This window comes from Streptomyces sp. NBC_00448, assembly GCF_036014115.1.
Taxonomy (GTDB): Bacteria; Actinomycetota; Actinomycetes; order Streptomycetales; family Streptomycetaceae; genus Actinacidiphila.
The window spans coordinates 1,651,768-1,668,110 of sequence record NZ_CP107913.1 but is presented as its reverse complement, the minus strand read 5'-3'; the positions used below and the strand labels follow the sequence as shown (position 1 = coordinate 1,668,110).

Genomic DNA, 16,343 nt, shown 5'->3' with positions numbered 1-16,343 from the left:
CCCGCGCGGGGCGTCGCGGCCGGGTGCTCCGGTTCAGCTCCGGATGGTCGGACCCCCGGTGCGCGGCCGGCTCGTGCGGGGCCCGGCCTGGACACCGTCGAAGTACGCGGCCGTCGCGCGGTCGGGTGGCGGCACCTCGACCACCTGGCCCCCGTTGCGCAGGGAGACGGTGGCGGCGTACCCGGCGGCGACCGCCTCGCGGGCGGCGACAGGGGAGGTGACGGTGGTGCCGCCGTCGGTGAGGAACCGCAGGAACTCCTCGATGAGGACGGGGTCCGCGCCCCCGTGCGTGCCGGGCGGCGTGTGGACGGGCACGGTGATGTCGGCGTCCACCCGGTAGTCCGACCGGCGGTTCCACACCTTGACGACCGCCCCCTCGGCGTCGCCGAAGTTCTCCAGCCGCCCCTCGGTGCCGATGACGGTGTAGTTGCGCCAGTAGTCCGGTGTGAAGTGGCACTGCTGGTAACTGGCGAACACGCCGTTGTCCAGCTGCATCTGCATCATGCTCAGGTCCTCGACGTCGACGACCGGATTGAGGTCGCGCAGGCTGAGCGGCGGCCAGTTCGCGTCGGGCGCGAGCCAGTCCGTCATGCGCTCCCCGGTGCGCTCCCGGCGCGAGCCGATGGTCCCGTAGACCGTCAGCCCGCCCATGGCGTTCACCCGACGGGAGTACCCGCCGGCGAGCCAGTGGATGACGTCGATGTCGTGGGCTCCCTTCTGCAGCAGCAGACCGGTGGTGTTGCGCCGGTCGGCGTGCCAGTCCCTGAAGTAGAAGTCCCCGCCGTGGCCGACGAAGTGGCGGCACCAGATCGCCTTCACCGCGCCGATGTGTCCTTCCGCGATGACCTGGCGGATGGCGGTGACGACCGGCATGTGCCGCATGTTGTGGCCGACATAGAGCGGTGTCCCGCTCTCCCGGGCGGTGGCCAGCAGCCGGTCGCACCCCGCGGTGGTGATGGCGAGCGGCTTGTCCAGGAACACCGGGACCCCGGCCCGTAGGAAGTCCAGGCCGATCGCCTCGTGGGTGTGGTCCGGGGTGAGGACGAAGACGCCGTCGAGGTCCGCTCGCAGCAGATCGCGGTGGTTCGACACGGCGAGCACGCCGGGAGCGAATCGGTCCCGGGCCTGGCGGAGTTGGACCGGATCGCGGTCGCAACAGGCCACCAGCCGAGCCCCCGATCCCGGTCGGTGGGCGAGGCCGACGAGATCGCTGCGGATGCCCAGGCCGATCACGCCGAGCCTGAGGTCGTTCATGCCCGGAGTCCTTTCGTCAGGCCGCCCGCCGTGCCCGTGAGCAGGCCGGGGACCGCGAGAGGAGTTCCCCAAGGGGTCGCGGACCACCGGCCGCACCACGGACTTCTGGCTGATCGACTACGCATGGCAAGCGCCTCTCCTGCGAAGTGCGTCGACATGTATCGGAAATACCGCTGTGGCACTCTGTCGTCACCGGCCGCGAGCGGTCCGGACGTGCGAGGTACTCACGCCTGGGCGAGATCGACTTCCAGTGGCGAGACCGCAGGGGTGGGACGGTGTACAGCCCACCCGGAGCGAGACGAGTCTGAGCGCGCCCGACCTCTCGCGTCAAGGGCTTGGTTATGATTAACTGAGGCACTGAGCGGATGAATAGATATGAAACATGCACGGGGTGAGGCGGGCGCGTCAGGCCGGTTCCGCAGGCAGCCCAGGTGATGTGAGAGGGATACGACGTGACGCTTGAACCGCCATCCAGGAGTCGTCCGGCGTCCGGTGCGGGCGGCTACCGGCCCGGTTACGAGATCGCGGCCGAACGCATCCTTGAGTACATCGTCAAGGAGCAACTGGCCCCCGGTACCCGCCTGCCCACCGAGAAGGATCTGGCCGACGCGGTCGAGATGAGCCGGACCGTGGTGAGGGAAGCGGTGAAGATCCTCTCGGCGGTGGGCCGCCTTTCCGTGCAGAAGGGCCGCGGCATCTACGTCGCCGAACCCGAGGGTGCGCGCTGGCAGGAGTCGTTCTCGAAGTTCCTGCCCGCCGACCTGCGGCAGGTGGACGAGATGTTCGAGTTCCGCCGGCACGTGGAGACCGCGACGGCGGGACTGGCCGCGCAGCGGGCAACTCCCGCGCAGGTCAAGGCGATCCGCGAGGCGGCCACCCGGTCGATGGAGGCGGCGACCGAGGGCGACATCGAGGTCTTCAACCAGGCCGATGAGGTGTTCCACGCCGCCGTCGGCGCAGCGGCGACGAACACGTTCTTCGCCGCGACGGTCGACTCCGTGCAACGTCTGCAGCGGCAGGTCAGTGTCATAGGGCTGGCCGGCGCCGCGGGCGGCTCCCTCGTCGTGGCCGCCGAGCAGCACCAGGCGATCGGGGTGGCCATCGCTTCGGGAGACGACGAGCGGGCGGCCTCTCTGATGGCCGCGCACATCGACATGACGGTCAGCCAGTTCCAGCGGGAGATCCGCAAGCGGCTGCTTCCCGGCGACGACGCTTCTTCCTGATCCACACGATTCCAGGGACCCGAAGGACGGTCATGCGTATCACTGACATCACGGTGGAACTCGTCGATCTGCCCGCGCAACCGCCGTTCCGCTGGCGCGACGGGCTGCCGGGCTCCGAGAGTCCGGTGACCGGGGGCATCCTGCGCATCCGTACCGATGACGGCCTGGAGGGGGAGGCGCACACCCGGCGCGGCATCATCGTGGCCGACCTGGTGGAGCGCCGAATCCGTGCGGACCTGCTGGGCCAGGACCCGCTCGCCCGGGAACTGCTCTGGCACCGCCTGTGGGAACTGGACCGGATAGAAGAGTTTCCGATCTATGCGCTCGGACTGGTCGACGTCGCCTTGTGGGACCTCGCGGCGAAGGCCGCGGGAATGCCGCTGTACCGTCTGCTCGGTTCCTACCGCGACGCGTTGCCCGCCTATGCGAGCACGGTCACCTTCTCCAGCGTGGCGGAGTATCTCGATGTCGCCGACCAGTGCCTGGAGGCGGGCTACTCCGCGATCAAGCTGCACGCCTGGGGAGACCCCCGGGCGGACGCCGAGCTGTGCCAGAAGCTACGCGCCCACGTCGGTGACGCGGTGCCGCTGATGTACGACGGCTCGGCCGGCTTCGACCTGGCCGACGCCGTCTACGTGGGCCAGGCGCTCACCGAGGCCGGGTACACCTGGTACGAGGAACCGATGCGGGAGTTCAGCGTCACCGCGTACCGATGGCTCAGCGAACGAGTGCGCGTCCCCCTGCTCGTCGCGGAGACCTCGGACGGCGCGCACCTGAACGCGGCGGACTTCATCGCGGCCGGCACCGCGGGCTACGTGCGGACGAGTGCGCAGTACAAGGGCGGCGTCACCGGTGCGCTCAGGATCGCCCACCTCGCCGACAGCTTTCAACTCCGGGCCGAGGTGCACGGATCGGGCATCGTCAACGCCCACCTGTGCATGGCCATCTCGAACACCACGTACTACGAGTCGCTCGTGTACTCCAATCCCGTCGTACGCGAGGCCGCGGTGAGTTCCGACGGGATGCTGCACGCCCCCACTGCCCCGGGTGTCGGCTACGGCCAAGAAGGTTGGTGACGCGGAGTCAGCGCTCCACCGCTGCCGCGGCATCACGGTGTGTCGGGCATCGCGAAGGGGCTGTCGTGGGGCCCTCCGCCGGCAGCGGGCGGGAGCCCTCGACCTGCCGCTCGCCGTCCGGTGTGCGGACGGTCGGCCGCATCCTCCTGCTGCGCGGTTCCTGGCTTCGCTCACGCTTCGGCGACGTCGCGGGGCATCGGTGCTCGCCAGGCAGCTGTGTTCGCGCAGATGCGGGGCCGACGGAAGCGCGGCGGGCGCGCTGCCGTGGCCGATCACCGGGGGAGCGGTGCTCTGTCAGGTGGCGGCCCGCGGGGTGCCCGGCTCCGGTCGGGCGGCCTCCGCCACCTTGGTGGCCGCCCGGACGAACGCGGCGACGGCCGGGCGGCGGGAGTGCTCCGGCCAGACCACGGACAGGGTGGCCGGCGCATGGTCCTCGACCGGCCGGTAGGCGATCTCGGGGCTGGATAGCGCCGGGTGAGCGAGGCGGGGAAGAAGCAGACGATGCTGCCGAGTTCGATGAGCTTGAAGGTCTGCGGCAGGTCCGAGGAGTCCTGCGCCGCCGCGGACGGCTGGTCCCGGTCCTGGCCTTGGTCCGGGTCCCGATCCGGCCCGGATGGGCGGGTGCGCGCCTCGCCGAGCCCGCCGTGGGCAGCGACCGGCCCCTGGTCCGCGGGGGACCCGTCGGGCAGCTCCCAGCCCGCCAGGTCGGCGAGGCGAACGGACGTACGGGCGGCCGGCGGGGCGTCGGCCGCGACGGCGATCAGGTACGGCTCGGTGACCAGCTGCTCGGAGTCCAGCCCGCGCTCGTCGAAGGGGCCGAGCAGCACCGCGGCGTCCGCACGGTCGTCGCGTACCGCCTGAACCTGCTCGCCGTAGCGGCCGAGCACCAGCGCGACCGGTAGGGCCGCCTCCTCGCGGGCGTACGCGTGGAGGATGGCAGGCAGCAGGCCGCCATCGACGTCGGCCTTGAGCGCGAGCCGCAGCTTCTGCGTGGGTTCGCCGGCGTGCCGGGCCCGCCGGCCGGCGGCACTGACCGCGTCGAGTGCCGTGCGTGCGTCCCCCAGCAGGACCTCGCCGGCGGGCGTCAACGTGACCTGGCGCGTGGTGCGGTGGAAGAGTTGCACCGTGCTCGCCGCCCAACTCGGCATGCACTGAATCAACCTCGGCCTCCAGCCCGGCTGGAACACCTCCCAGGCATCCGAGAACGACCTCAACCGGCTCGGCTTCCACCTCGGTGCCGCCGCCCAGACGAACGTCGACCAGGGCGCCGAGGCAGTCCACAAAGCCGACATCGCCACCGCGGAACACCTCGGCCGCCGCGTGGCCCGAACCGCCGCCATCTTCCGCGCCGGCCAGCCCGCCCCCGGCGCGGCGGTGGGTCGGGGGCGGGCTGGGTGACTAGAGCTGGGTGGTGCCGCCGTCGACGAAGAGTTCCGCGCCGGTGGTGAAGGAACTCTGGTCCCCGGCCAGGTAGAGGGCGGTGGACGCGACCTCGTCGGGGCGGCCCGCCCGGCCGAGGGGAGTGGGTGCGGGGGGCTCGGCGGCGTCGCCGTCCTGCGGGAGTGCGGCTCGCAGTTCGTCGGCGCCGGGGGTCGTGACGGGGCCGGGGGTGAGGGCGTTGACGCGGATGCCGCGGTCGGCGAGTTCGGCGGCCCAGGTGCGGGCGAGGCTGCGGATCGCGGCCTTGGTGGCGGCGTAGACGCCCAGGCCCGGGACCCCGCGCAGGGCCGCGCTGGAGGAGAGCAGGATCACCGAGGCGCCGGCCGACAGCAGCGGAAGCGCCTTCTGGACGGTGAAGATCGTGCCCTTGAGGTTGACGGAGGTGGTGCGGTCGTACTCCTCCTCGGTGATCGAGCCGAGCGGGCCGAATTCGCCGACGCCGGCGTTGGCCACGACGATGTCGAGACGTCCGCCGCCGCGCTCGGTGATCTCGGCGAAGAGCCGGTCGAGGTCGTCGAGTTCCGATACGTCGCTCCGGATGCCGATGGCGCGGTCGCCGACCTGTTCGACGGCGTGATCCAGTTCGGCCTTGCGGCGGCCGGTGAGGTAGACGGTGGCTCCCTCGGCGGCGAACCGGCGGGCGATGGCCAGGCCGATGCCGGTGGAGGCCCCGGTCACGAGGGCGGTCTTGTCGTCCAGCTGTCCCATGGCATTCTCCGAATGAGTTGATGTAACGATTATGGTTACATTGGGGGCCGAGAAAAGCGCCCTGCCGCCGCGGCCCGGTGGGGCTGGTGGTCGAAGCTAGGTGGCTTTCAGTACGTCGTGCAGCACATCTTCCAGCGTGGTTCTCGCCAGTTCCGCGCGGAGAGTGGTCTCGACCCCGTCGTAGACGACGCTCAGCACCGGCGCTATGCCGTGGCCCACGACGCACTCGGGGTCGGGTGTGGCGGGGTGCAGGGCGAAGATCGGCCCCGGCTCCACCGCTTCGTAGACGTCGAGCAGGGTGATCGTCGGCAGGTCCCTCGACAGCGTCCAGCCGGCGCCGGCGCCTCTGCGCGAGTCGACCAGGCCGGCCTTGCGCAGTTGCGCCAGCAGGCGGCGGATCACCACGGGGTTGGTGTTGACGCTCGTCGCGATCTGCTCGGAGGTGGCGACCTCGTGGCCGCGGCGCTGGTACAGCCCGATCCAGGTCAGGGCGTGCGCGGCGACGGTCAGCCTGCTGTTGGCTCCCATGTCGTCCCTCACCTCCCGTCCTGTTGTAACCGTAACAGTTATGACTGCCCACGGCGAGGTCCCGAGCCGGCTCCGCGAGCGGACGACCCGAGCGGAGGCCCAAGCGGAGGACCCGAGCGGACGACCCGAGCGGAGGCCCGGCGTCACCGCCGGTGTGCCGCGCCGCTCCGTTCGCCCGCGGCGCAGTGAGCGCCGAGCGAGGCCAGGCCGCGGGCGTCGGGGCTCCCGGGCTCGGCGGCGCCGACCAGGAGGCACTGGCCGGAAGCGCCCTGGACCTCGAACGTCTGGTACACGAGGGTCAGTTGTCCGGCCCGCGGGTGGTGGAAGGTCTTGGTCTTGCTGCCCAGGCGGCTGACGTCCTGACGGCTCCAGAGCGCCGCGAACTCCTCGCTCTGCGCGAACAGGCCGTCGATCAGGGCGAGCATGCGCGGGTCGTTCCGGTCGTGGCCCTGGGCCAGCCGCAGCGCTGCGACGGTGTCACGGGCCACGGTGTGCCAGTCGGCGAACAGTTCGCGGGCCGCGGGGTCGCAGAACAGGGAACGGGCCATGCCGCGCGGGTCCGTGAGCGGGGAGAGCAGGGCGTCGGCGAGCGCGTTCGAGGCGAGGACGTCGAGACGCCGGTTGACCACGTAGGCCACGGCCGCCGGGAAGGCGTCCATCAGCCGCAGCAGTTCGGGGGAGACCCGCTCCTCGTCCGAGGCGTGGGTGTGGGCTCGGTCCCTCGGTACGAGCCCGGCCAGGCGGTAGGCGTGCCAGCAGGCGTCGGAGTCCAGCCGCAGGGCCCGCGCGAGGGCGTCGACGACCTGGCCGGAGGGATGCCGCTCGCGGCCCTGTTCCAGACGGGTGTAGTAGTCGGCGCTCACTCCGGCCAGTACGGCGACCTCTTCGCGCCGCAGCCCGCTGACCCGGCGGCTTCGCGAGCGGGGCAGACCCACGTCCGTCGGGCTGAGCCGGGAGCGCCGTGCCAGCAGGAATTCCCCCAGTTCATTGCCGCTCATGCCGGGATCGTACGTCGCCGGTTCCTGGGAGTGGCGCACCCAGGAAAGCCCGTCCTGCCGCATGCGCGCGATCGGACACATCCTGGCGGCACCGGTCGTCGCAGTCGCATGCGCGGCCGACCGCACTTCGCACTCCGAAGGGAAGAACATGCCCACCCGGCCCGCCCAGTCCGCCCCGGCCACCCCCTCCACCCCGGTCGCCCCGCTCACCCCGCCCGCCCCGAAGGTCGTCCTGATCACCGGAGCCAGCAGCGGCATCGGAGCGGCCACCGCCAGACGGCTCGCCGCCGCGGGGCACCACGTGGTCCTCGGGGCGCGGCGCACCGACCGCCTCACCGCCCTCGCCCAGGAGATCGAGGCCCGGGCGGGCAGCGTCTTCCCGCACGTCCTGGACGTGACGGACCAGGCCGGCGTGCGGTCCTTCGTCGCGGCCGCCCACGACCGGTACGGGCGCGTCGACGTCCTGGTCAACAACGCCGGCGTCATGCCGTTGTCGCGTCTGGACGCTCTGAGGGTCGACGAGTGGAACCGCATGATCGACGTGAACCTGCGCGGGGTCCTGCACGGCATCGCCGCAGTCCTGCCGCTCATGCGGGCCCAGCGCCGCGGGCACATCGTGAACATCTCCTCCGTCTCAGGGCTGCGGGTCGACCCGACCGCGGCCGTCTACAGCGCCACCAAACACGCGGTCCGCGCCCTGTCGGAGGGCCTGCGCCAGGAGAGCCGGGAACTGCGGGTCACCGTGATCAGCCCGGGCCTGACCCGGAGCGAACTCACCGCCTCCATCGGCGACAGCGGGATCAAGGACGCGGTGGAGACGCAGATGAGCATCGCGATCCCCGCCACCGCGATCGGCGAAGCCGTCCGCTACGCCATCGACCAGCCCGCCGACGTGGACGTCAACGAACTCGTCGTCCGGCCCACCGTCCAAGGATGAACGGCGCGCACACGCGGCACGGAGACGGCAGGGCGGCGCCGATGGCGACCGAAGAGCACGCGCGGGACCGGGTCGGCGGCGAGACGACGGGGTCGGCCGCGGGGCGGCCCGGCCTCAGGAGTCCGTCCGCTGCGGGGCCGGCACGGGAAACGTCACCCCGGTGAGTTCCTCGGAGACGGTCCACAACCGCTGCTGCGTGGCCTGGTCGTGGGAGTCGGGGCTGGACTCGACCAGCTTCGGGTAGCCGCGGATCTCCCCCCGGTTGCCGGGACCGTAGTACTGGCCGCCGATGACGGCCGGATCGGTGGCGGCGCGCAGGGTGGGCAGGGCGCCCCTCTCGGGTTTCTGGGTGAGCAGCGGCGCGAGCCAGGCGATGGGCACCCGAAGCGCGGCGGGTGTGTTGCGGATGAGCTCGGTGTTGGACACGCCGGGATGGGCGGCCACCGCGAGCGTGGTGCCGTGCGGACCGAGCCGGCGCTGCAGTTCGTACGTGAACATCAGGTTGGCGAGCTTGGACTGGCCGTAGGCGGCGGCGCGGCCGTACGAGCGCTCCCACTGCAGGTCGTCGAAGTGGATGGCGGCCCGAATGCGGTGGCCGGTACTGCTGACCGTGACGACGCGTGAGCCGGGGACGGGCAGGAGCCGGTCCAGCAGCAGGCCGGTGAGGGCGAAGTGGCCGAGGTGGTTGGTGCCGAACTGCAGCTCGAAGCCGTCGGCGGTGGTCTGCTTCGGGGTGTACATCACGCCCGCGTTGTTGATCAGGAGGTCGATGCGCGGGTGGGTGGCGCGCAGGTCGGCCGCCGCGGACCGGACCGAGTCCAGGGAGGTCAGGTCGAGGGCCTGGACGGTGACGTCGCCGGTGATGCGCGCGGCTGCCCGTTCGCCCTTCTCGACGTCGCGGACGGCCAGGACCACCGCCGCCCCGCGCGCGGCGAGCATCCGGGCGGTCTCGAAGCCCAGCCCGGTGTTGGCGCCGGTCACGATCGCCACCCGCCCGTGCTGATCGGGGATGTGCTGCTCGGTCCAGTCGCCGCTCATGGCGCACTCCTAAAAAACCGTCGGTCTGTTAAGGCCTCCAACGTAAGAGACCGCAGGTCTCATGTCAAGGAACCGGCGGTCTTTAAGCTAGGCTGAGGGCGTGACATTCCAGCGGGCGCGAAGCGAGGAGCAGCGGGAGATCCGCCGCCGGGCGATCCTGGACACGGCGGCGGCGATGCTCGACGAGATGCCCGTGGCCGAGGTGAGCCTCAACGAACTCAGCCGGCGGGTGGGCCTGGCCAAGTCGAACGTCCTGCGGTACTTCGAGTCCCGCGAGGCGGTGCTGCTCGAACTCCTGGACGTCTTTCTGGGGAACTGGCTCGCCGAGGTGGCGGACGAGCTGGCCGCGGGCATCGAGGCGCACGCGGCCCCGGAAGTGCGGGCGGCCCAACTGGCCGAGATCCTCAGCCGGTCACTGGCCGGCCGGGTGGTGCTGTGCGACCTCTTCGGCGCGCAGGGCGGCGTCCTGGAGCACAACGTCTCGGTCGAGGTGGTCAAGCGCCACAAGCGCTCCTCCCTCGCGCGGCTCGCGGACATGGTCGAGCTCGTGCGCCGCCACGTGCCCGAACTCGGCGACGGCACACAACTGTTCTGCCTGATGAGCCTGGTCTCGGCGGGCGCCTTGTCCGCGTACGTCCCGCCGCCGCCCAGCCTCCTTGCCGCCTACGCGGACGAGCCCGCCCTCGGCGTGCTCAACCTGGAACTGCGTGACGCGCTGCGGTTCTCCTTCACCTCGGCGCTTCTGGGTGTGCTGCCCCGCGTCGAGTAACCGTCGACCGGCCGGTCAGGGGGGGCCGTCGCAGGGGGACGACGTCGGTGCGGTGGCGTGGCATCGTCGGCCGGGCTGCCCCCGGGGTGGCCGGTAGCGCGACGACGGTGACGGGCTGCTGACAGTGCGGGCGGTTCCGGGTCGCGGTCGGCTTCAGCGGATCACGGACCTGGGCGGGTTGCCGCGAGTTGGTGCGGACCGGTGGCGCGAGATCAACGACGGGGTCCAGGTCGTGGAGAACTGGAACTCCGCGGACCGGCGGGCCCTGTCCCCGCTGTTCTGGACCCACGGGAACCCCTACGGCCGGTTCGAGCTGGACATGAACTCCCACCTCGAACTGGCCGCCGCCGCAGCCGCGGCCACGGTTCCCGGCCCCCGCACCGCGCCCGGAGCCACCATCCATGGCTACATGATCATTCGCTGCGGCTATACGGGCGTTGCTCGGGAAGTGCCCGCGCCGAGGACGCCCGGGGGTCTCCCGGCGTCGCGAGCCTTACGTCGTCGATCTTCTCGATGCCACCGGCTCCGAAGCGCGTCCGCAGCCGCTCGGTCGGTGAGCGACCGCTCGGCGTGCGGGGACGGACCACCACGCCCAGTATGAGTGCTATGTCTCTGACGCCCAAGCCTGTCTCGCCGACCGTCGTCAGCCGGAACCAGGCCCTGCTGAACAGCCTGCCGTTCTCCGACACCCAGGACTTCGATGACGCGCAACGCGGCTTCCTCGGGAAGCGGGCCCCGAGCGCCATCACCAACGCCGAGGGCGCGGTGGTCTGGGACAACGACACGTACGACTTCCTGCGGGGCGACGCGCCGGACACCGCGAACCCGAGCCTGTGGCGCCAGTCGACGCTCAACGCGATCCAAGGGCTGTTCGAGGTCGTGCCCGGTATCTACCAGGTGCGCGGGTTCGACCTGTCGAACGTGACGTTCATCGAGGGCGAGACCGGGGTCCTGGTGCTGGACCCGCTGGTGACGCAGGAGACGGCGGCGGCCGCGCTCGCGCTGTACCGCGAGCACCGCGGCGAGCGGCCCGTCACCGGCGTGCTGTACACCCACCCGCATGTGGACCACTTCGGTGGCGTCCGCGGGATCACCACGCAGGAAGACGTCGACGCAGGCCGCGTGCCCGTCATCGCCCCGGCGGAGTTCACCGAGCACGCGGTGTCGGAGAACGTCTACGCCGGAACCGCGATGTCGCGGCGCTCGGCGTACATGTTCGGTGCGGCACTGGCTCGCAGCCCGCACGGCGCCCTCGGCACCGGGCTGGCGCAGACCGTGGCGACCGGCAACATCACGCTCATCGCCCCGACGCTGGACATCACCGAGACCGGGCAGACCGAGACGGTCGACGGCGTCCGGATGATCTTCCAGATGGCCCCGGGAACCGAGGCACCGGCCGAGTACCTCGTGTACTTCCCGGAGCACAAGGCGCTGTGCGCCGCGGAGGACGCGACCCACACGCTGCACAATCTCCTGACCCTGCGCGGGGCGCTGGTCCGCGACCCGCACGCCTGGTCGAACTACCTCACCGAGACCATCGACCTCTTCGGTGCGGAGGCGGAGGTGGTCTTCGCGTCCCACCACTGGCCCACCTGGGGCAATGACCAGGTCACGAAGTTCCTCTCCGAGCAGCGCGACCTGTACGCCTACCTGCACGACCAGTGCCTGCGCCTGATCAACAAGGGCTGGACCGGCATCGAGATCGCGGAGGAGCTCAAGCTCCCGCCCGTGCTCGAACACGCCTGGCACGCCCGCGGCTACTACGGCTCGGTGAGCCACAACCTCAAGGCGATCTACCAGCGCTACATGGGCTGGTACGACGGCAACCCCGCGCACCTGTGGCAGCACCCGCCCGTCGAGCAGGGCAAACGGTACGTCGAACTCGGCGGCGGCGCGGACGCCGTCGTCGAAAAGGCGCGCGCCGCGTTCGAGGCGGGCGACTTCCGCTGGAGTGCGGAGGTCCTCAGCCATGTCGTGTTCGCCCAGCCCGACCACGCGGCGGCACGCGAACTGCTGGCCGACACCTTCGAGCAGCTCGGCTACGGCGCGGAGAACGGCGTGTGGCGCAACATCTACCTGTCGGGCGCGACCGAACTGCGCGAGGGGAAGTTCGGCACGCCGACCGTATCGGCGTCCGCGGATGTCGTCTCCGCCCTCACCCCGGAGATGCTCTTCGACGCCATCGCCATCCAGGTCAACGGCCCTGAGGCGTGGGACGAGAAACTGACCATCGACGTCGTCCTGACCGACACCGACCAGCGGTACCGCCTGCGGCTGGCCAACGGCGCGCTCACCTACAGCGCAGCGGCCCAGACGGGCGACGCGGACGTCACCCTCGCGACGACGGCACGGGCCCTCCCTGCGCTCGCGGCAGGAGGGCTCACCGCCGACGCCCTCGCGAAGGCGGGCATCAAGGTCACCGGCGACGCATCGGCCCTGTCCCGTCTCGCCGGCGTCCTCGACCCAGGCGACCCGGACTTCTCCATCGTCACCCCCTGACCTGGGCTTCTCCAGGCGGTCCGAGGTCGGGCCGGGTCGGTAGCGGAACCTCAGCCCCGGCCAGGACCGTGCAGGTAGCGGGCGCCTCGTCATGGACGGCGCTGCCGCGGTGCGTCCGCCGGCCCGTGGGAGGTTCGCGTCTCGTGGTCGTGAAGCGCTCAGAGGGCGGGAAGCGAGCCCTTGTCCGGTTTATCTTTGAATGTGGTTCAGGGCTGCTGGTCAGCGATGTTGCATGAGTTCACTGGCGGTGTAGGGCGAACAGTCCCGGCTCGGTCTCGGTGATCAGCCCGAGGCTGACCAGGCGCTTGAGCTTGGAGCGCATGCCCTCGATGTGCTTGGGTTCGAAGCCGGTATCCAGGGCCCGGCACAGGTCTTTCGCGCGCACGGGTCGGTCGGTGTCGGCCAGCGCGGTGAGGATGTGCTGGTAGACGGGGTTGTCGGGTAGGTTCGCCGGTCCTGTGCGCTCGGTCTCGCGGGTTTCGAGGGCGAGTAGGACCTTGCGGGTGGTGGCCAGGTCGGCGAGTTCGGCCTCGAGTTCGTTCACCTGGCCGGTGAGCTGCTCGAGTTGCACGCGAAGGTACTCGGCGTGGGTGCGTACGGCCTGCTCGCGCTCGGTGAGCAGGTCCAGGATCGATCTCGTGGTCATCGCCGTGTCCTCCTACGCTCCGCGCCAGGTCGGGGTGGAGGTGCCGGTCAGCCGGCGGGCCATCACATCGGTTATCGCCCAGTACACCCGGGCTTCGCTGGTGGCCGGGTTGATCGCGTAGTCGCGCACCAGGCGTCGGTGGAGCATCAGGGTGCCGAGAGTCTGCTCGACCCGCCAGCGGATCGGCTGGGGCACGAACCCCTTCTCCTGCGGGTTGCGCTGCACAATCTCGACATCGATGCCCACTGCGAGGCCGTGCTCGACGACCTCGGTCTTGAAGCCCTGGTCGACCAGGGCTTTGGTGACCGTTGGGGTGCGGGCAGCGACCCGGTCGAGCAGCGCGGTGCCGATCGTGTTCTCGTGCACACTCGCGGCCAGCACCACCACCGCAATGATCAGCCCCAGGACATCGACCGCGATCCCGTGCTTGCGGCCCGGGACCTTCTTACCCGCGTCCTTGCCGGTGGTGGCCGCGGGGACATTGACCGCCGCGTGCACGCTCTGGGAGTCGAGCACCACCAGGGACGGGTCCTCGGCGCGGCCGACCGCCTCGCGCACCTGGCAGCGCAGGATCTCGTGGATCGTCTCGGTCGTGCCATCGTCACGCCACTTGTAGAAGTAGTACTTCACCGCGCCGGGCGGGGGTAGGTCGCCGGGCAGGTAGGCCCACTGGCAGCCGGTCCGGGACTGGTAGAAGATCGCGTTGATGATCTCGCGCATCGCGTAACGGCCCTGATGGCTGCTGACCGAGGGATGCGCCGCCTTCCACGCCGTGATCATCGGCTCGATCAGCGCCCACCGCTCGTCGGTCAGATCACTCGGATAGCCCCTGCGTTCAACCACCCCGCCAGCCCAACACAGCCAAACGCGCTGTACAGCCGCTTCCCACCCATACCCACACGAACGAGCGATCTGAATACGGTCAGACAGTCACTTCCCGCCCTCTGACTTGTTCTTTATCTACCAGGATCTTCCGGGCTTGCCGATGGCCTTGAGGGTCTCGGGGCGTTTGACGGTCTTGCCGACGTCGTAACGGGGAGCCCGGTGCTTGTTCTTGGCGCCGGGTGGCCGTCCGGGGCCGGTTCCTCGGGGTTGGGGAACATGGGTCGGGCATGCGAGGTGAGCGCGGATGTTCCTGAACCCTCGGCGGACCCGGGCCGGGGTGAGCCGGTTGGAGGTGGTGGGTTTCTCCCACGGCCGGCGGAAGTCTTCGGCGAGCGGCCGGGCGAGCCGGAGCTGGGTGTGGGCGACGATCAGAATCCAGGTCCAGCGGTCCGCCGCTTCGGGAGTGCGGAGTTTCGGGGTGGTCCAGCCCAGGGTCTGTTTCGCGAAGGGGAAGGTGTGCTCCAGGTCGAAGCGGCGGAGGAATGCCTGCCAGAAGCGGTCAACGTCGTCCGGGGTGGCACCGGTCTTGGAGGACCATAACCACAGCGGCGGGGCATCCCGGTCCTTCGACCGGTGCTTGACCTTCAACCGCATCAACGTCCCCTCGATAATGGGTAGTTCGCCGTCGTGGTCGAGCCATGAGGAGCGGTGGGTGAGCCGGGGGTGGACCCGGTCCCACGCCTGGGTTTCGGCCTTGCCGTAGTTGGTGGTGTCGGTGACCGTGGTGATCGCGGGCTCGGGCCAGGTCTCCGGCTTGGTGAACCGGAATTCCGGGCTGTGCTTGGGCGGCCGGCCGTTGACGCCGTGCGTCCTCGGTGGTTTCGGCAGACGCATCACGCGGTCGGAGCGAACCCGGCCGACCAGCTCGACGGGGAGGTCGCGCAGGACCCAGGCCAGGCGGGTGACGTCGTAGCCGGCGTCGCTGACAATCACGATGTCCGGGTCCCCGACGTGCCACTGACCAGCGGTGATGAGCCGTTCGACGACCCCCCGGAGTTGGTCGGCGGTGATGACGGTCGCGTCGTTCATTGGGCCGAGCCGGACCGCGTCCAGGATCGCGGTCCAGGACGTGGACCCCGGCTCCAGCACAGCGACGAAGGAGTAGGGCCAGCCCGGAATGAACTGCGACGCCGTCTTCGCGCGGCCGTAGACGTGGCAGAACAGCCGGTCCGCCGAGCACGGCGCGTCCGAGCGGAGCCACGGCGACACATCGACCGCCAGGACCAGGCGCCCGCCGTCGAACCGCGGCAGCGACAGCCCGGCCAGCACCGTCCGCAGCCGAGCATTGTCCATCCGGCCGTGGTTCAGGCGCCGTACATCGCGCCGTGCCCACGACGATGCTCGGGCAACAACGTCAAGACCACCGGGGACTTCACGGCACCGTCCGCACACAGCACCACCCTCACGGCCTTCGTCCTGGTCACGTGCATTCCTTGGTCGGAACACACGATCAGACGAAGGCCGCCCACGTGTCCGGCGAATCCCCAGGTGAGCGACTCAGTTCGAGATGCCATTCGAGGCCGGTAGATAGAACAAGGCTTAGGGCAGGGGAGCGGTCACGACGGCGCCGGCGCGGCCGTGCTCCTGCGCGGACTCGCTGCCGAAGGAGCCCGGCCCGCAACCGCTGACGGTCGCTCCTGAAGGCATCAGCCCTGCGTCGCTCCTGTCGCTCCCTGAAATTCGGCTGTTTGCCGGTGCTTGTGGTCGCGGTACCACTCCCGACCCCACCAGGCCGCCGTGAAAGCGAAGGCGGCACAACAGACGAGCAAAAGCAACCTGACGGCGTCCTGCTGAGATGTGGAATTCCCGTTGAACCGCCGACCGGGAAACTCGGCGTAGCCGGGGCCTTTCGGATCGACCAGGACCCGAACCGCCGCGCCAGGCTTCAGGGACGTGAGGGAGGGGTCGTGCACGGTGGTCGTCGCCTGGCCGTCGACCGGCTCCCCCAGTCGGACCTCGATGTCGGCGAACGGGACCTTGCCATGGTGGTTCGTCACTCTGGTCACGATCCCGCTTCGTGCCAGGCCATGGGCTTGCGTGTAGCCCGACTTACCGACCGCTTCGGCGGCGACCTTCGGCACGAATATGAGAGCCCCTAAGGAACCTAGGGCGAGTACCAGGGACATCAGGAACACCATCTTGGGGTTCCCGCGCCTGGTGTTCTTGCCGCCCCTATTCCGGGAGCCGGACTTGTTCATAAACGCTGAGGCTACTCGCACCGAGGTTTCGCTACCAGCCTTTATCGTTCATGAGTCCGTCAAACCACTGGCAGGAAGTCCGGGTTCCCGTAGTGGGATTTTTCGGTATTGGAGCAGGTTGAGGGCCGGACTGTCGTGTCGAGT

At 70.2% G+C, this 16,343-nt stretch carries 14 protein-coding genes and 2 pseudogenes; 6 read left to right on the top strand and 10 right to left on the bottom strand.

Annotated elements, in window-relative coordinates:
• Positions 1 to 33: 33 nt before the first annotated feature.
• Positions 34 to 1,254: a Gfo/Idh/MocA family protein gene (locus OG370_RS07075; RefSeq protein ID WP_328461719.1), complete on the bottom strand. Its 1,221-nt coding sequence runs from the start codon at positions 1,252 to 1,254 to the stop codon at positions 34 to 36.
• A gap of 452 nt (positions 1,255 to 1,706) precedes the next feature.
• On the opposite strand from OG370_RS07075, the gene OG370_RS07070 reads away from it, so the two are divergent.
• Both OG370_RS07070 and OG370_RS07065 read left to right on the top strand, forming a co-directional pair.
• Entirely contained in the window at positions 1,707 to 2,477 is a 771-nt protein-coding gene (locus tag OG370_RS07070) for a FadR/GntR family transcriptional regulator (protein WP_328461717.1), read from the top strand.
• A gap of 32 nt (positions 2,478 to 2,509) precedes the next feature.
• Entirely contained in the window at positions 2,510 to 3,553 is a 1,044-nt protein-coding gene (locus OG370_RS07065) for an enolase C-terminal domain-like protein (protein WP_328461715.1), read from the top strand.
• A 272-nt stretch (positions 3,554 to 3,825) separates the two neighbouring features.
• Here the strand turns inward: OG370_RS07065 and OG370_RS07060 are convergent, their stop codons facing one another.
• Positions 3,826 to 4,701 carry a LysR family transcriptional regulator gene (locus OG370_RS07060; protein WP_328461713.1) on the bottom strand — a complete coding sequence of 292 codons (876 nt, stop codon included), beginning with the start codon at positions 4,699 to 4,701 and terminating at the stop codon, positions 3,826 to 3,828.
• Between OG370_RS07060 and OG370_RS07055 the strand changes: the two are divergent.
• Positions 4,679 to 4,951: pseudogene (locus tag OG370_RS07055) on the top strand (NADPH-dependent FMN reductase); the annotation flags it as partial. The gene OG370_RS07060 and the pseudogene OG370_RS07055 overlap by 23 nt on opposite strands.
• Here the strand turns inward: OG370_RS07055 and OG370_RS07050 are convergent.
• From OG370_RS07050 to OG370_RS07040, 3 genes are all read right to left on the bottom strand, one after another.
• Positions 4,952 to 5,701 carry an SDR family NAD(P)-dependent oxidoreductase gene (locus OG370_RS07050; protein ID WP_328461711.1) on the bottom strand — a complete coding sequence of 250 codons (750 nt, stop codon included), beginning with the start codon at positions 5,699 to 5,701 and terminating at the stop codon, positions 4,952 to 4,954.
• A 96-nt stretch (positions 5,702 to 5,797) separates the two neighbouring features.
• Positions 5,798 to 6,229, bottom strand: coding sequence for an Rrf2 family transcriptional regulator (locus OG370_RS07045; protein ID WP_328461709.1), 432 nt, complete (start codon positions 6,227 to 6,229; stop codon positions 5,798 to 5,800).
• Between the two features lie 143 nt (positions 6,230 to 6,372).
• Positions 6,373 to 7,227, bottom strand: a complete 855-nt coding sequence (locus tag OG370_RS07040) for a helix-turn-helix domain-containing protein (RefSeq protein ID WP_328461707.1) — start codon at positions 7,225 to 7,227, stop codon at positions 6,373 to 6,375.
• A gap of 148 nt (positions 7,228 to 7,375) precedes the next feature.
• On the opposite strand from OG370_RS07040, the gene OG370_RS07035 reads away from it, so the two are divergent.
• Positions 7,376 to 8,164, top strand: a complete 789-nt coding sequence (locus OG370_RS07035) for an SDR family oxidoreductase (protein WP_328461705.1) — start codon at positions 7,376 to 7,378, stop codon at positions 8,162 to 8,164.
• Between the two features lie 114 nt (positions 8,165 to 8,278).
• Here OG370_RS07035 and OG370_RS07030 read toward each other — a convergent pair whose 3' ends face one another.
• On the bottom strand, positions 8,279 to 9,202 hold the full coding sequence (locus OG370_RS07030; RefSeq protein ID WP_328461703.1) for an SDR family NAD(P)-dependent oxidoreductase: 924 nt from the start codon (positions 9,200 to 9,202) through the stop codon (positions 8,279 to 8,281).
• A 100-nt stretch (positions 9,203 to 9,302) separates the two neighbouring features.
• Between OG370_RS07030 and OG370_RS07025 the strand changes: the two genes are divergently transcribed.
• Positions 9,303 to 9,971, top strand: coding sequence for a TetR/AcrR family transcriptional regulator (locus tag OG370_RS07025; protein WP_328461701.1), 669 nt, complete (start codon positions 9,303 to 9,305; stop codon positions 9,969 to 9,971).
• A gap of 606 nt (positions 9,972 to 10,577) precedes the next feature.
• The gene (locus tag OG370_RS07020) at positions 10,578 to 12,470 is read left to right on the top strand and encodes an alkyl/aryl-sulfatase (protein WP_443057192.1); all 1,893 of its coding nucleotides are present in this window, start codon (positions 10,578 to 10,580) and stop codon (positions 12,468 to 12,470) included.
• Between the two features lie 238 nt (positions 12,471 to 12,708).
• On the opposite strand, the gene OG370_RS07015 is transcribed toward OG370_RS07020, so the two are convergent.
• From OG370_RS07015 to OG370_RS07000, 4 genes and pseudogenes are all read right to left on the bottom strand, one after another.
• A complete protein-coding gene (locus tag OG370_RS07015; protein WP_328461697.1) occupies positions 12,709 to 13,116 on the bottom strand; it encodes a hypothetical protein in 408 nt (135 codons plus the stop codon).
• Positions 13,117 to 13,128: 12 nt separating this feature from the next.
• Positions 13,129 to 13,959 (bottom strand): IS5 family transposase, encoded by an 831-nt coding sequence (locus OG370_RS07010; RefSeq protein WP_328461696.1) that lies wholly within the window; start codon positions 13,957 to 13,959, stop codon positions 13,129 to 13,131.
• A 117-nt stretch (positions 13,960 to 14,076) separates the two neighbouring features.
• A pseudogene (locus OG370_RS07005) lies at positions 14,077 to 15,398 on the bottom strand (NF041680 family putative transposase); the annotation flags it as partial.
• A gap of 249 nt (positions 15,399 to 15,647) precedes the next feature.
• Entirely contained in the window at positions 15,648 to 16,199 is a 552-nt protein-coding gene (locus OG370_RS07000; protein ID WP_328461695.1) for a hypothetical protein, read from the bottom strand.
• Positions 16,200 to 16,343: the final 144 nt, after the last annotated feature.

Coding starts and splice junctions, on each gene's coding strand:
- OG370_RS07075 (WP_328461719.1), bottom strand. CDS start 1,254: ATGAACGACCTCAGGCTCGGCGTGATCGGCCTGGGCATCCGCAGCGAT.
- OG370_RS07065 (WP_328461715.1), top strand. CDS start 2,510: ATGCGTATCACTGACATCACGGTGGAACTCGTCGATCTGCCCGCGCAA.
- OG370_RS07060 (WP_328461713.1), bottom strand. CDS start 4,701: ATGCCGAGTTGGGCGGCGAGCACGGTGCAACTCTTCCACCGCACCACG.
- OG370_RS07050 (WP_328461711.1), bottom strand. CDS start 5,701: ATGGGACAGCTGGACGACAAGACCGCCCTCGTGACCGGGGCCTCCACC.
- OG370_RS07045 (WP_328461709.1), bottom strand. CDS start 6,229: ATGGGAGCCAACAGCAGGCTGACCGTCGCCGCGCACGCCCTGACCTGG.
- OG370_RS07040 (WP_328461707.1), bottom strand. CDS start 7,227: ATGAGCGGCAATGAACTGGGGGAATTCCTGCTGGCACGGCGCTCCCGG.
- OG370_RS07035 (WP_328461705.1), top strand. CDS start 7,376: ATGCCCACCCGGCCCGCCCAGTCCGCCCCGGCCACCCCCTCCACCCCG.
- OG370_RS07030 (WP_328461703.1), bottom strand. CDS start 9,202: ATGAGCGGCGACTGGACCGAGCAGCACATCCCCGATCAGCACGGGCGG.
- OG370_RS07020 (WP_443057192.1), top strand. CDS start 10,578: ATGTCTCTGACGCCCAAGCCTGTCTCGCCGACCGTCGTCAGCCGGAAC.
- OG370_RS07015 (WP_328461697.1), bottom strand. CDS start 13,116: ATGACCACGAGATCGATCCTGGACCTGCTCACCGAGCGCGAGCAGGCC.
- OG370_RS07000 (WP_328461695.1), bottom strand. CDS start 16,199: ATGAACAAGTCCGGCTCCCGGAATAGGGGCGGCAAGAACACCAGGCGC.